This window comes from Neorhizobium sp. AL 9.2.2, from assembly GCF_013317225.1.
GTDB lineage: Bacteria > Pseudomonadota > Alphaproteobacteria > Rhizobiales > Rhizobiaceae > Neorhizobium > Neorhizobium soli.
Window position 1 is genome coordinate 175,349 of the sequence record NZ_JAALXU010000006.1, and the last position, 14,526, is coordinate 189,874.

At 60.5% G+C, this 14,526-nt stretch carries 12 protein-coding genes; 7 read left to right on the forward strand and 5 right to left on the reverse strand.

All coding sequences use genetic code 11. The features are described 5' to 3' along the window. Nucleotides 1-25 precede the first annotated feature (25 nt). The 4 genes from araD to G6K99_RS14825 all read right to left on the reverse strand — a co-directional run bounded on the left by araD (nucleotide 26) and on the right by G6K99_RS14825 (nucleotide 4,561). A complete protein-coding gene (gene araD / locus G6K99_RS14810) occupies nucleotides 26-1,762 on the reverse strand; it encodes an L-arabinonate dehydratase (RefSeq protein ID WP_174196988.1) in 1,737 nt (578 codons plus the stop codon). A gap of 40 nt (nucleotides 1,763-1,802) precedes the next feature. Continuing rightward, nucleotides 1,803-2,672 (reverse strand): ABC transporter permease, encoded by an 870-nt coding sequence (locus G6K99_RS14815; RefSeq protein WP_062463225.1) that lies wholly within the window; start codon nucleotides 2,670-2,672, stop codon nucleotides 1,803-1,805. Between the two features lie 4 nt (nucleotides 2,673-2,676). Beyond that, nucleotides 2,677-3,495, reverse strand: coding sequence for an ABC transporter ATP-binding protein (locus G6K99_RS14820; RefSeq protein ID WP_174196989.1), 819 nt, complete (start codon nucleotides 3,493-3,495; stop codon nucleotides 2,677-2,679). Between the two features lie 61 nt (nucleotides 3,496-3,556). Continuing rightward, a complete protein-coding gene (locus G6K99_RS14825) occupies nucleotides 3,557-4,561 on the reverse strand; it encodes an ABC transporter substrate-binding protein (protein WP_174196990.1) in 1,005 nt (334 codons plus the stop codon). A gap of 146 nt (nucleotides 4,562-4,707) precedes the next feature. On the opposite strand from G6K99_RS14825, the gene G6K99_RS14830 reads away from it, so the two are divergent. Continuing rightward, nucleotides 4,708-5,400 (forward strand): GntR family transcriptional regulator, encoded by a 693-nt coding sequence (locus tag G6K99_RS14830; RefSeq protein WP_062463235.1) that lies wholly within the window; start codon nucleotides 4,708-4,710, stop codon nucleotides 5,398-5,400. Nucleotides 5,401-5,543: 143 nt separating this feature from the next. Here the strand turns inward: G6K99_RS14830 and G6K99_RS14835 are convergent, their stop codons facing one another. Then, nucleotides 5,544-5,927 carry a hypothetical protein gene (locus tag G6K99_RS14835; RefSeq protein ID WP_174196991.1) on the reverse strand — a complete coding sequence of 128 codons (384 nt, stop codon included), beginning with the start codon at nucleotides 5,925-5,927 and terminating at the stop codon, nucleotides 5,544-5,546. A gap of 803 nt (nucleotides 5,928-6,730) precedes the next feature. Here G6K99_RS14835 and G6K99_RS14840 point away from each other — a divergent pair. The 6 genes from G6K99_RS14840 to nirB all read left to right on the forward strand — a co-directional run bounded on the left by G6K99_RS14840 (nucleotide 6,731) and on the right by nirB (nucleotide 14,522). Further along, a complete protein-coding gene (locus G6K99_RS14840) occupies nucleotides 6,731-7,330 on the forward strand; it encodes an ANTAR domain-containing response regulator (RefSeq protein WP_062463239.1) in 600 nt (199 codons plus the stop codon). Between the two features lie 19 nt (nucleotides 7,331-7,349). Beyond that, nucleotides 7,350-8,633, forward strand: a complete 1,284-nt coding sequence (locus tag G6K99_RS14845; RefSeq protein WP_174196992.1) for a CmpA/NrtA family ABC transporter substrate-binding protein — start codon at nucleotides 7,350-7,352, stop codon at nucleotides 8,631-8,633. A 349-nt stretch (nucleotides 8,634-8,982) separates the two neighbouring features. Further along, the gene (locus G6K99_RS14850) at nucleotides 8,983-10,281 is read left to right on the forward strand and encodes a CmpA/NrtA family ABC transporter substrate-binding protein (protein WP_174196993.1); all 1,299 of its coding nucleotides are present in this window, start codon (nucleotides 8,983-8,985) and stop codon (nucleotides 10,279-10,281) included. A 74-nt stretch (nucleotides 10,282-10,355) separates the two neighbouring features. Then, on the forward strand, nucleotides 10,356-11,261 hold the full coding sequence (ntrB, locus tag G6K99_RS14855; protein WP_174196994.1) for a nitrate ABC transporter permease: 906 nt from the start codon (nucleotides 10,356-10,358) through the stop codon (nucleotides 11,259-11,261). Between the two features lie 10 nt (nucleotides 11,262-11,271). After that, a complete protein-coding gene (locus tag G6K99_RS14860) occupies nucleotides 11,272-12,069 on the forward strand; it encodes an ABC transporter ATP-binding protein (protein WP_174196995.1) in 798 nt (265 codons plus the stop codon). A 5-nt stretch (nucleotides 12,070-12,074) separates the two neighbouring features. Continuing rightward, nucleotides 12,075-14,522: a nitrite reductase large subunit NirB gene (nirB, locus tag G6K99_RS14865; RefSeq protein WP_174196996.1), complete on the forward strand. Its 2,448-nt coding sequence runs from the start codon at nucleotides 12,075-12,077 to the stop codon at nucleotides 14,520-14,522. Nucleotides 14,523-14,526: the final 4 nt, after the last annotated feature.

Here is a 14,526-nt window from a genome sequence, read left to right on the forward strand (position 1 = left end):
ATGTTGCCTCTCTCAGACATGGGCTCTAGTAGATTTCCGGTTCGCCGGCAGTCTTGCCGAAACCGGTCTCCAAGAAATCGAAGTCACAGCCCTGGTCGGCCTGCGTCACATGGCGGGAAAACAGCCAGCCGTAGCCGCGCTCGTAGCGGGGCTTCGGGGCAACCCATTCGGCCTTGCGGCGCGCCAGCTCCTCTTCGCTCACCAGCATGTCGAGGCTGCGGGCCGGCAGGTCGAGACGGACGATATCGCCGGTCTTCAGAAGCGCAAGCGGCCCGCCGATATAGCTTTCGGGCGACACATGCAGCACACAGGCACCATAGGACGTGCCGGACATGCGCGCATCCGATATCCGAAGCATGTCGCGATGGCCCTTCTTGATCAGCGCCTTGGGAATGGGCAGCATGCCCCATTCGGGAAAGCCCGGTCCGCCGAGCGGCCCGGCATTGCGCAGCACAAGGACATGGTCGGGCGTGACGTCGAGATTTTCATCGTCGATTGCCTTCTTCATTTCCGGATAGCTGTCAAAGACCAGAGCCGGGCCCTGGTGGACATGATATTTCGGATCGCAGGCGGCCGGTTTGATGACGGCGCCGTTGGGGCAGAGATTGCCGCGCACGACCGCCAGCGAACCCTCGTGATAGACCGGGTTGGACAGAGGTCGGATGACATCGTCGTTGTAGACCTGGGCTCCTTCGAGGTTCTCACCCATCGTCTTGCCGGTAACGGTCATGACTGACAGGTCGAGGCGGTCCTCGATCTGCTTCATCAGCCCCCGCAGCCCGCCCGCATAGAAGAAATCCTCCATCAGGTAGTCTTTACCGGAGGGGCGAACATTGGCGATGAGCGGCGTGACGCGTCCGAGAGCGTCCAGATCGTCGAGCGTCAGGTTGACCCCGGCGCGGCGCGCCATCGCAATCAGGTGGACGACGGCATTGGTGGAACAGCCGGTTGCCATGGCGACGATCGCCGCATTGCGGACAGCCCCTTCGCTGATGATCCTGTCCGGCGTCAGGTCTTCCCAGACCATATCGACAATCCTCCTGCCACAGTCTGCGCCCATGCGCTGGTGATTGCTGTCGACCGCCGGGATCGACGAGGCGCCCGGCAGTGTCAGACCCATGGCATCGGCGATGGCGGTCATCGTCGAGGCGGTGCCCATGGTCATGCAGGTGCCGGCCGAGCGGGCAATGCCACCCTGCACGCCGAGCCACTCTTCGTCGGAAATATTGCCGGCGCGGCGTTCATCCCAGTATTTCCAGGCATCGGAGCCGGAGCCAAGGATCTTTCCGGCGTAGTTGCCGCGCAGCATCGGTCCGGCCGGCAGGTAGATCATCGGCACGCCGGCGCTGATGGCACCCATGACAAGGCCGGGCGTGGTCTTGTCGCAGCCGCCCATCAGCACCACGCCATCCAGCGGGTGGCAGCGGATCATTTCCTCTGTCTCCATCGCCAGCATGTTGCGATAGAGCATCGACGTCGGCTTGATATTGCTTTCGTCGACGGACAGAGACGGCATCTGTACCGGGAAGCCTCCGGCCTGCAAGACGCCACGCTTGACGTCCTGCACACGCTCCTTGAAATGGGAGTGGCAGGTGTTGAGCTCCGACCATGTGTCGAGCACGCCGATGATCGGCTTGTTGCGAAAGTCCTCCTCGCCATAGCCGAGCTGCATCATCCGCGAACGGTGGCCGAAGGAGCGCAGGTCGTCAGGCGCAAACCATCGCGCGCTGCGCAGTGTTTCAGGTGTTTTTCTATCTGTCATGAGACTGACCTTGTTGGGCACGCAAAGGATGAGCTGAAGCCTATTCCTTCATGCCCCATTTCTGAATGGTGTGGCGCTCGATGGTCTGGAAGACGAGGTTTTCGACGATCAGCCCGATGATGATGACCGTCAAAAGGCCGGCAAACACGGCGGGAATATCGAGCAGGTTCCGGTTTTCGAAGATGAACCAGCCGAGACCGCCCTGGCCGGACGAGACGCCGAAGACGAGTTCGGCGGCGATCAGCGTGCGCCACGCAAAGGCCCAGCCGATCTTTAAACCGGTAAGGATCGACGGAAAGGCAGCCGGCACCAGAATGCGCAGCACATAGGAAATTCCGGTCAGCCCGTAATTGGCGCCGACCATGCGGAGCGTCCGCGATACGCCCAGAAACCCCGAATGGGTGTTCAGCGCCACGGCCCAGAGCACCGAATGCACGAGCACGAAGACGAGGCTGGAGGCACCGAGACCGAACCAGATCAGCGCCAGCGGCAGAAGCGAGATTGCCGGCAGCGGGTTGAACATTGCCGTCATGGTTTCGAGAAAGTCGGTGCCGATGCGGGTGTTGATGGCAAGGACCGTCAACAGGGCGGCCAGAACCGTACCGATCGTATAGCCCATGAACAGGACCTGCAGCGTTGTCCAGATGCGGGCCGGCAGCGTGCCGTCGGCAAAGCGATCGACCATGGTTGTCAGAGTGTCGCTGAGGGTCGGAAAGAGCAGCGGATTGTCGAGATAGGTCGCATAGACCTGCCAGATCACCGCGAGCGCCAGGATCAGCAGCGCCTTGCGCAGCGCGCTAATGCCCCACAGCGTCTCGAAGGCGCTGAGCTTCTGCTCGACCGGCTTGACGTTGTCATAGGGCTTGGAAGACTCGACGTCCGACGCAAGGATGATGTTTGGAGACAGCATGGCTCTATTCCTTGTGACCGGGCTCGTTCGAAAACAGCAGGTTGTGGATGTCTCGCTCGAGCGCTGCGGCGCTGCCGTCGGTCTGGCTGACCTTGTCGACATCGACGACCTCGGCCTTCACCCGGCCCGGATGCGGCGACAGAAGCAGAATGCGATTGGAGATCTTGATCGCCTCGGCGATCGAGTGGGTCACAAAGATCACGGTGAACTTCGTGTCTTCCCAGAGCTGCAGCAATTCGTCCTGCATCTGCCGGCGGGTGAGGGCATCGAGCGCGGCAAACGGCTCGTCCATCAGGAGGATATCCGGCTGCATCGCCATGCCGCGGGCGATCGCGACGCGCTGCTTCATGCCGCCCGATAGCGTGTGCGGATAGCTGTCCATGGCGCGGGTGAGTTTCACCTTGTCGATATACTGGCGGGCCAGCGCCTCGGCCTCGTCCTTTGGCAGCTTGCGGGCGACGAGCAGCGGAAACATGACGTTTTCCAGCACCGTCTTCCAGGGCATCAGCTGGTCGAACTCCTGGAACACCATCATCCGGTCGGGGCCGGGACGCGTGACCTGGCGGCCATTGATGTGGATCGTGCCGGACGACGGGGTCATATAGCCGCCGACCGCCTTCAGAAGCGTGGACTTGCCGCAGCCGGAGGGGCCGAGCAGCACGAAACGGTCGGACTCGCCAACCTGGAAACTGACGTCTTCGGTGGCTGTAATCAGCAGATTGGGCGTCTTGTAACGCAGCGTTACGCGGTCGACCGAGAGGAGAGGGGCCTTGGCTGGAGCCGGCGCGATGCGCTCGGCGGCAGAAACGGTTGCCTGCATCATGGAGTTTACTCCGTAAGAGGAGCAGCGGCGCATGCCGCCGCTGCAAAGGACGTTACGGGTCTCAGTTGCCGTTGAGATAAGCGCTGTCCGCCAGGTAATAGTCTGTCCAGGCCTTTGGCATGGATTTGAGCGTGCCGACCTTGTGAAGATGTTCGGCAAACTTCATGGTGCCCTGCGGATCGGTGCGCCATTCGTCCATTCCAGGCTCCTTCATCATCGCCATCAGGTCGTCGATGCTGGTCTTGTCGCCGGAGACCGACTTGTAGGCTTCGAGCGCCCCCTTCGGATCCTTCTTGATGAAGGCAATCGCTTCCTCGGTCGCGGTGCGCAGGGCCTTGACCAGTTTCGGGTTTTCTTCCGCAAAGGTCGTGGTGGTGAAGAACGTCGCCTGGGTCAGCGCGCCGCCGAGGATTTCGCGCGAGTCCGTTACCTTGTGGACGCCCGGCTGCTTCAGTTCGAGATACTGGAAGGGCGGCGCGGAGAAGTGGTTCTTTACCTCATGCTTGGAATTGGCAATCGCCGCAACCGCATCCGGATGGCCGAGCTGGACGGTGTTGGGATCGAATTTCTTGACCTGGTCTTCGCCGTAGAGCTTGGCGGCTGCCATCTGCAGCAGGATCGCCTGGGTCGAGACGCCAACGGTCGGTACGGCGATCTTGTCGCCCTGCTGGATGTCCTTGAGAGTGGTGATGCGCGGGTCGTTGGAAACCATGATCACCGGCTGTGCCGAGCTGGTGATGATGCCCTTGACCTTGCCGCGGGTCCGATCCCACAGGAGCAGGAGGTTGCCGGTGCCCGTATTAACCACATCGACATTGCCTGCGAGCAGCGCATCTGTCTGGGCGCCGCCACCGCTGAAAGTCCGCCATTCGACCGTGATGCCGGACAGTCCGTCGGCGGCTGCCTGTTTCTCGATCAGCTTCTGGGTCTCCATCACATGGCTTGCCAAGTAGAGAATGCCCGGCTGACGGGTGATCGAAAGCGTCGTCTTTTCCGCAGCATGACTTGGTGTGGCAAGCCCAAGGGCCAGCATCATGGCGGTCATCCCGCCGATAAGCAGTCGCATTTGTTTCCTCCAAGAAAGGGGCATGTGTTTGCCCATGCCGCTCTCACTCCCAAGCGGACGAGGTCATTGAAGCACTAAAACATCAGTGCATCAACCCTGATTTTGTGTTTAAGTGCCTTGGTTAGGTGACAGGATTGGATGGGTGCATGAATGGAATGATCAGGGGCGGGCAACTAGACCGATCGCGGCAGGTGGCACTGCAGGTTCACGAAATCCTGCGGGAGCGTATCCTCAAAGTGCAACTGGTACCAGGTACGGTTCTCTCTCGCGCATCTCTCCAACTGGAATTCGGCGTCAGCCAGACGCCGGTGCGTGACGCCTTGATGCGTCTTCAGGAGGAGAGCCTGGTCGACGTTTACCCGCAATACGCCACGGTCGTCGCAAAGATCGACGTGGATCATGCGAGACAAGCGCAGTTCCTGCGGCTCTCGATCGAGCTTGAGGCAGTGAGGCGTCTAACGACAGATGCACCGGCCGAGACAGCCGCGGAACTGCGCGAGATTCTGGCCCGGCAGGCCACGGTCGCGACACCGGAAACCTATGACATTTTTGACAGCATTGACCGTGACTTCCACAGGAAGCTTTATGAAAGGACAGGCATCCTGCAGCTTTGGGCAAGCGTCAGGCGTCAAAGCGTCCATCTCGACAGGCTAAGACGGCTCCACTTGCCCATGCCCGGCAAGATGCAGACAGTGCTTGGCGACCACGAGACAATCGTAGAGGGCATCGCTTCCGGCAGACTTGCGGATGCAGAGGCAGCATTGCGCAAGCATCTGTCCGGCACGCTGTCCAACATTGATGTGATCAGCTCTGAATTCCCCACCTATGTCCGCGTTTGAGCAGCTTCAGTGCTGGAGCCATCTGGTAGGGTGCGATCGATCTGATGCAGTGTCTTCATGCATATTACTGTATTAGCTGCGTGTTCGTGTGAGCTCTTTTCAATGGGATGATACTGCATCTAGCGCCGCGGGTTCGATTGCCATCAAGGCGTCGGAAGGGTTCGACATTGGGTAAGCGGAAATATTTGTCCGCTTACGATGGGTGCCACAGGTTCGCATACTTTCAAGGCGGCCGATTTTACAGGTCTCGGCGCAATCACGCCCCGCAACCAATAAAACTTGTAAATTAGACCATTCCAAATATTTGGATTAAGCTCCTCGGCATAACGGTCGAGGAGCTTTTTCTCCTTTGTGTCGATCTCACCAGACGCGATACGCGCCATCAGATCGTTGCTGGCTGCCGCCATGAACTGCAGCTCCATAAGATACAAGATCTCCAAGGATATGATGTTGTTGGCGATATCACCGTGAACCTGCAGGGTTGTCGGTTGGTAACCCGGGATCTTGTCGATCAGCACTGTCTGCATCAGATCGCGCTAGGTGTCCTTGTCGCCATTGTTGCACGCGAGGAACAGCAGCTTGGGTTTGGCAACCTTTGCTGCTTCCAGCTCGGCGATGTCCGCGCAAGGCTTCGCGACATCGCGGATGACTGTTCCAGTCGCTTGGATTCATCCGTTCTCTCGCAAGTAACCTAAAGTTGTAGACAGGATACGAGGGGATCCGGACGGACTGTTCCCGATAGATGGTTCGAGCACAAAGCCCGCTATCTTGCGGGTCTCCTGCATATCGATCCAATGGTGGGTCATCACTATTCACGAGCATTGCAATCGAGTTTAGAGCGTCAGGTGACTACAGGATCTCTGCGTTCATAAAGAGCTCCAACTTTGTCAGAACGCCCCAGACGATCCGGGCCATTTTAGCGGCAAGCGCGACTACAGAATGCATTCGGGCATGGAGAACATACTCGAATTGACGCTTCAGCAGGGTTTCGCCCAGCTAGTTCTCTGTCCCATCACTCCAACTAGACACATGGCCTAAGAATTGCGTGTGACCGGGAGATAGTGAGCCGGGAGACGTCATTGGCAGTTTACGCGCCCATCCAATGCACCGTGATTGCGCTGAGCTGCATCGGAATGAGAGCGATCAGCGCATTTTTGCGCCATGATAGGACCAAAGCACTTGTGTTGCCGGTCATTGCCGTACGCGATCTCGAAGTAAGGCAAACCCTGATCGTCGCGAGCAACAGGAGTGCGTCTTTGCTCCGGGGTCGGGGGGCTGCGTCAAGCGTGGGTCGCTTGCATCTCGCATGCCATTGCTCTGTTGCCCCGGCATGAGCAGATCAAAAATCACCACCGACCTGACGATCCTGGTCATCGACGAGAACGCCATCCGGGGTTCGATCATCGAAGAGGGTTTGAACGAGGCGGGGCACCTGAATGTCAGGGTCATCCATGAAATGCAGGGCGTGGCGCGGCTGATCGAGACGATGGATCCGGATGTCATCATCATTGATATCGAAAATCCAAATCGTGACATGATGGAGCACATGTTCCAGCTCACCCGGATGATTTCGCGGCCAATTGCCATGTTCGTGGACAGATCCGATACGGCGGCGATCGAGGCTGCTGTTGATGCCGGGGTTTCGGCCTATGTGGTCGATGGCCTCAAGAAAGAACGGATCAAACCGATCCTCGATATGGCGGTGAGCCGCTTCAATGCCTTCAGCCGGCTGCAGCGCGAACTCGCCGAGGCACGCAGTGCGCTTGAGGAGCGCAAGGTCATCGAGCGGGCCAAGGGCATTTTGATGAGGATGCGGGGGATGAGCGAAGAACAGGCATACGCGCTGCTACGCCAGACGGCGATGAACGAGAAGAAGAAGCTGGCAGACATCGCGCAAAGCGTCGTCACGGCTGCAGGAATGCTGCTTTGAGCGCGGCATCGATCGGAGAATGCTGGTGAGTGATCGTGTTTCCACGCAATCTGGCGACAGCGCCGTCAAAGCGCCGTCACGTGTCCGCGGCAAGGAGCAGAGGCTTCTGCGCGCGGGATTCATCCCTTTGATGGATGCCGCGATCCTGATCGTTGCAGCCGAGCTCGGCTTTGCGGAAAGGGAGGGACTGCGTCTCGAACTGGTACGGGATGTCACCTGGGCCAATGTGCGGGACCGGCTGGCGTTTCGTCAGTTCGACATTGCCCATATGCTGTCGCCGATGCCGGTCGCCTCCATGCTGGGGCTGGGATCCAATCCTTCGCCGACGATCACACCCTTTTCGCTTGGCCGCGGCGGCAATGCCATCACGCTGTCGGCGCGGATCTTCGAGCGGATGAAGTCGTTGACGGGGCTTGCTGATGATGCGGGCGCGCTTGCCAATGCGAAGGCTCTCGCGGCTCTACTCGCCGACATGCGCGCCCGCGGCGAAGCCATGCCGACGCTTGGCATGACCTATCCGTTTTCCTCGCACAATTACGAGTTCCGCTACTGGCTGGCAGCTGGCGGCATCAATCCGGACCGCGACGTCAAGCTGGTCGTAGTGCCGCCGCCGCTGACATCCGATGCGCTTTCGGCAGGCGCGATCGATGGATTTTGCGTCGGTGCGCCCTGGAACATGATCGCCTCTGAACGCGGGACTGGCAGGATCGTCGCGGCCAAGCAGGACATATGGCCTCTGGCGCCGGAGAAAGTGCTGGGCATGCGGCCGGACTGGGCTGAGACCAATGCCGATACGGTGTCGCGCCTCATCGTTGCGCTCGACAGGGCAGCGCGGTGGTGCGACGACGCCCAGAATCACAACGAACTCGCAGAGATCCTCAGCGCCCCCGATTATATCGCGGCGCCGACGAGCATTATCCGCAGTGTCCTCAGCGGCGAATTCAGTCTGGATGCGCAGGGCACGACGCGGGTCGTTCCCGACTACTTTCTCTACCACGGCAAGGCGGCAAACTATCCGCGGCCGGACCAGGCAAGCTGGATCTACAGCCAGATGATCCGCTGGGGGCAGGCTGATTTCAGCGAAGAAGGCATGGCACGGGTCACGAGCGCCTTCCGGCCCGACCTCTACGAGATGGCGCTGGGTGCAAACGCGGCCACCCCGGATGAGCCGGGCGAACGAAGTGCATCGGGATATGATGGCTTCATGGACGGGGAGATTTTCGACCCTCGTGATGTGCAGGCCTATGCGGAGCATTTTGCGGTTCGCTCGACGTCATCAGGCGACGACGTGACCGAAGCGTAATCGCGCGCGGTGCGCAAAGCTGAGGCATCTGCATCGAAAGTCAGGCTTCATAACGTGCAGCGCCGCTTGCCCTGCAATCGGCTACGCGTTCGGCAACTGTCCGTAAATGCAAACTAATCGTTCCCGTTGATGGCCTTATTTCGATCTGGCACGATGTTTGCTTGTATCTAACTGTCCGCGGTCAATGGCGATCGCAGGACAGATGAGCGCCCGATCAGGCGCAAATACCCATCCGACACCGACGTCGCATGCTCCCTTGCCGTCCGGCGCTTATCGCCCGGACCCGGCAGACGGGCACGCGGCGTTTTTTTGTTTCCGGATCTCCGTCACACCAGAGGGGCACAACGCTATGACGAAGACTACAGGAATGAACATCAACCGCCGGCAGATCCTGAAGATCAGTTCTGCCGTTGCTCTGGCAAGTGCTGTGCGCGCCGCATTTCCGTCCGGCGCCTTCGCCGCCTCGGCAGGTCCGGAAGTCAGCGGCCTGAAGATCGGCTACATCGCGCTGACCGACGCCGCGCCGCTGATCATTGCACAGGAAAAGGGCCTGTTTGCCAAGCATGGCCTGCCGGATGTGGAAGTGCTCAAACAGGCATCCTGGGGCGCGACGCGCGACAATCTCGTGCTCGGCGGTGCCGCCAACGGCATCGACGGTGCGCATATCCTCACCCCGTTGCCCTATCTCATGTCCACCGGCAAGGTGACCCAGAACAACGTACCGGTGCCAATGTCGATCGTTGCCCGCCTCAACCTCGACAGCCAAGGCATTTCGGTTGCCAAGGAATATGCCGGGACCGGGGTCCAGCTCGATGCTTCCAAGCTGCGGGAGGCGTTTGCCGCCAAGAAGGCTGCCGGCAGCGAGATCAAGGTCGCCATGACCTTTCCTGGCGGCACCCATGATCTCTGGATCCGCTACTGGCTCGCCGCCGGCGGCATCGATCCGGACAAGGACGTGTCGACGATCGTGGTGCCGCCGCCGCAGATGGTGGCGAACATGAAGGTCGGCAACATGGACGCCTTCTGCGTCGGCGAGCCTTGGAACGAGCAGCTCGTCAACCAGGGTATCGGCTTCACTGCCTGCACCACCGGCGAGATGTGGAAAGGTCATCCGGAAAAGGCGCTCGGGCTTCGCTCCGACTGGATCGAGAAGAACCCGAATGCCGCGCGTGCGCTGATGATGGCCGTCATGGAAGCCCAGATGTGGGCCGACAGCATGGACAACAAGGAAGAGATGGCCGCCATTCTTGGCAAGCGCCAGTGGTTCAACGTGCCGCCGAAGGATGTCGCCGGACGCCTCAAGGGCACCATCAACTACGGCAATGGGCGCCTTGTCGAGAATACCGGGCTGGAGATGAAGTTCTGGAAGGACCATGCCTCCTATCCGTTCAAGAGCCACGACGCCTGGTTCCTCACCGAGAACATCCGCTGGGGCAAGTTCGCACCCGACACCGACATCAAGGCGCTGGTCGACAAGGTCAACCGCGAAGACATCTGGCGCGCGGCAGCAGCCGATCTGGGCATCGCTGCCGCCGACGTTCCGGCGTCGAGCTCGCGTGGAAAAGAGACCTTCTTCGACGGCAAGGTCTTCGATCCGGAAAACCCGAAGGCCTATCTCGAGAGCCTGACGATCAAGGCAATTGCCTGAAGCAGCGGCCCCTCACGCGGCAGCGCATGGGGGGCCTGTCTTGTCCAGAACGAACATCACTTGAAGGGATCACCATGACTGCAACAGCCCGCAAGTCAGACCAGGCAACAACGCCAAAAACGCCGGCGGCGTCGGAGAAAAGCGCGACCGTTGTCATGATGGTCCAGCCCCCAGCCCGCAAGCTCAACATCCGGCGCGCCGCCACTGCCGTCTGTCGCAACGTACTGCCGCCGCTGGTGGTCCTGATCGCGCTCCTCGCCATCTGGCAGATCGCCTGCTCCGGTGCTGGCGCTACTTTGCCACCGCCATCACAGGTCTGGATCGACAGCTATGACCTGATCGCCCATCCGTTCTTCGATTTCGGGCCGCAGGACATAGGTCTTGCCTGGCGCGTGCTGATCTCGCTTCAGCGTGTCGCGATTGGCTTCGGGCTTGCAGCAGTGGTCGGCGTCTTCCTTGGCGCCCTTGTCGGGCAGTCGGTCTGGGCCATGCGCAGCCTCGATCCGATCTTCCAAATTCTGCGCACCGTTCCGCCGCTTGCCTGGCTGCCGCTGTCGCTCGCCGCCTTCCAGAATTCCAATCCATCGGCGATCTTCGTGATCTTCATCACCTCGATCTGGCCTGTGATCATCAACACCGCCGTCGGCGTGCGCAACATTCCGGATGACTATCGCAACATCGCCCGGGTCCTGCGCCTCAATCAGCTCGAATTCTTCATCCGCATCATGGTGCCGGCGGCAGCCCCTTACATCTTTACCGGCCTTCGCATCGGCATCGGCCTGTCGTGGCTTGCCATCGTGGCCGCGGAAATGCTGACCGGCGGCGTCGGCATCGGCTTCTTCATCTGGGATGCGTGGAACTCCTCGCGCCTCACCGACATCATCGTGGCGCTCGCCTATATCGGCGTGACCGGCTTTGTCCTCGACAAGCTGGTGGGCCTGCTCGGCTCGATCGTCACCCGCGGCACCGCCAGGAATTGAGGAGACGGCCATGAGCGCCTACCTGAAAATCGATCACGTCGACAAGAACTTCGAACGCGCCGGCACAACAACAGAGGTGCTGAAGGACATCTCGCTCACCATCGACAAGGGCGAGTTCGTCTCCATCATCGGCCATTCCGGTTGTGGCAAGTCGACCCTGCTGAACCTGATCGCCGGCTTGACGCGGGTTTCCGCCGGTGCCGTCCTGCTCGAAAACGTAGAGGTCAATGCGCCGGGCCCGGAACGCGCCGTCGTTTTCCAGAACCATTCGCTGCTGCCCTGGCTGACCGTCTATGAAAACGTCAATCTTGCGGTCTCCAAGGTTTTCGCCGGCAGGAAGACGCGGGCCGAAAAGCATGACTGGGTGATGCGCAACCTGGACCTCGTCCAGATGGGGCATGCCAAGGAGAAGCGCCCTTCCGAAATTTCCGGCGGTATGAAGCAGCGCGTCGGCATTGCCCGGGCGCTCGCCATGGAACCGAAGATCCTCCTGCTCGACGAACCTTTCGGCGCGCTCGATGCGCTTACCCGCGCCCATCTGCAGGATGCGGTGATGGAGATCCATTCCCGCCTTGGCAACACGATGATCATGATCACCCATGACGTCGACGAGGCCGTGCTGCTCTCCGACCGCATCGTCATGATGACCAACGGCCCGGCCGCCCGCATCGGTGAAGTGCTTGACGTGCCCATCCCGCAGGTGCGCGACCGCATCGCGCTCGCGGCCGACCGAACCTACCTCAAGTCCCGCGAAGCTGTACTGAAGTTCCTCTACGAACGTCACCGCTTCGTCGAAGCTGCGGAGTAACCGACATGACGGAAAAGCTCGTTATCATCGGCAACGGCATGGCGCCCGGTCGCATGCTGGAAGAACTGTTCGAAAGTGCCCCCGGTCGTTTCGACGTGACCATCTTTAACGCCGAACCGCGCGTCAACTATGACCGCATCATGCTCTCGCCGGTGCTTTCGGGCGAGAAGTGCTACGACGATATCGTCATCCACAATGACCATTGGTACGCCAGCCATGGCGTGACACTGCACAAGGGTGCAAGGGTCACTGAGATCGACCGCCAGGCGAAGACGGTCACCTCGGCCAACGGCATTACCGCAGCCTATGACAAGCTTGTCATCGCCACCGGTTCTCTCCCGTTCATCATCCCGGTTCCGGGTCACCAATTGCCCGGCGTTTTCGCCTACCGCGATCTCGCCGATGTCGAGAAGATGGTCGAGATTGCGGGCGCCAAGGGCCGCGCCATCGTCATCGGCGCCGGGCTGCTGGGCTTGGAGGCTGCTTACGGGCTGAAGCGGCAGGGCATGGAGGTGACCGTCATTCACCTCAACCCGACCATCATGGACCGTCAGCTCGATCCGCCGGCCGCCTATCTGCTCGAAAAGGCGCTGACCGAACGCGGCATCGACATCATCACCAAGGCCAATACCAAGCGGATCCTCGGCACCGACAAGGTGGAGGGTATCGAACTGGACGACGGCCGCGTCATCACCGGCGCTATGGTGATCATGGCCGTCGGCATCCGCCCGGCGTCGAGCCTTGCCAAGGATGCCGGCATCGCCGTCAACCGCGGCATCGTCGTCGACGACGGCATGATGACCTCCGACCCGAACGTTTTTTCGCTCGGCGAATGCGCCGAACACCGCGGCATCTGCTACGGGCTCGTTGCGCCCCTTTATGAAGCCGCACGGGTTCTCGCTGATCGCCTCATCGGCGGGACCAGCGAATATCATGGCTCTGTCGTCAACACGAAGCTCAAGGTCACCGGCATCAACCTGTTTTCGGCAGGCGATTTTGCCGAAGCGCCCGACCGCGAGGAAATCGTGCTGCGCGATGCGTCCGCCGGTATCTACAAGCGGCTGGTGCTGAAGGACAATCGCATCATCGGCGCGGTACTCTACGGCGAGACGGCGGATGGCTCTTGGTTCTTCGACCTGATGAAACGCGGGACGGATATCTCGCAAATGCGCGACACCCTGATATTCGGCCAGTCCTACCAGGGAGGGTCTCCGCTGGACCCTATGGCGGCCGTTGCAGCCTTGCCGGATGATGCGGAAATCTGCGGCTGCAACGGCGTCTGTAAGGGCAAGATCACCACGACCATCACCGGTAAAGGGCTGACCTCGCTGGATGACGTCCGCGCTCACACAAAGGCATCCGCTTCCTGCGGCTCCTGCACCGGGCTCGTCGAGCAGCTGATGGCGCTGACGCTGGGCGATGCCTACAATCCGGCCGCCGTCACGCCGATGTGCACCTGTACCGAACTTGGCCACGACGACGTCCGCCGCCTAATCAAGGCCAAGGGTCTGAAGACCATTCCCGCCGTCATGCAGGAACTGGAATGGAAGACCTCCTGCGGCTGCGCCAAGTGCCGGCCTGCGCTCAACTACTATCTCGTCTGCGACTGGCCGGACGAATATGCCGACGACTACCAGTCGCGCTATATCAACGAGCGTGTGCATGCCAACATCCAGAAGGATGGCACCTATTCGGTCGTGCCGCGCATGTGGGGCGGCGTCACCAATGCGGCGGAACTTCGCGCCATCGCCGATGTCGTCGACAAGTTCGAAATACCGATGGTGAAGGTGACCGGCGGCCAGCGCATCGATTTGCTCGGCATCGAGAAGGAAGATCTGCCGGCCGTCTGGGCCGACCTCGGCAAGGCCGGATTCATCTCGGGTCAGGCCTATGCCAAAGGCTTGCGCACGGTAAAAACCTGCGTCGGTTCCGACTGGTGCCGCTTCGGCACGCAGGATTCGACCGGGTTCGGCATCCGCGTCGAGAAGTTCATGTGGGGCTCGTGGACACCAGCCAAACTGAAACTTGCCGTCTCCGGCTGTCCGCGCAACTGCGCCGAAGCCACCTGCAAGGATATCGGAGTGATCTGCGTCGACAGCGGTTTCGAGATCCATTTCGCCGGTGCCGCCGGTCTCGACATCAAGGGCACGGATGTTTTGGGTCTGGTGAAAACCGAGGATGAGGCGCTGGAGCATATCGTGGCGCTCACCCAGATGTATCGCGAGCAGGGCCGTTACCTTGAGCGCATCTACAAATGGGCCAAACGCATCGGCCATGACGAGATCCGCCGGCAGATCATGGGCGACCCCGAAAAACGCCGTTCCTATTACGACCGCTTCGTCTTCTCCCAGACATTCGCCCAGATCGACCCCTGGTCGGAGCGTGTCTCGGGCAAGGACAAGCACGAGTTCAAGCCCATGGCGACCATCAGCTACAACCAGGCAGCGGAGTGAGGCG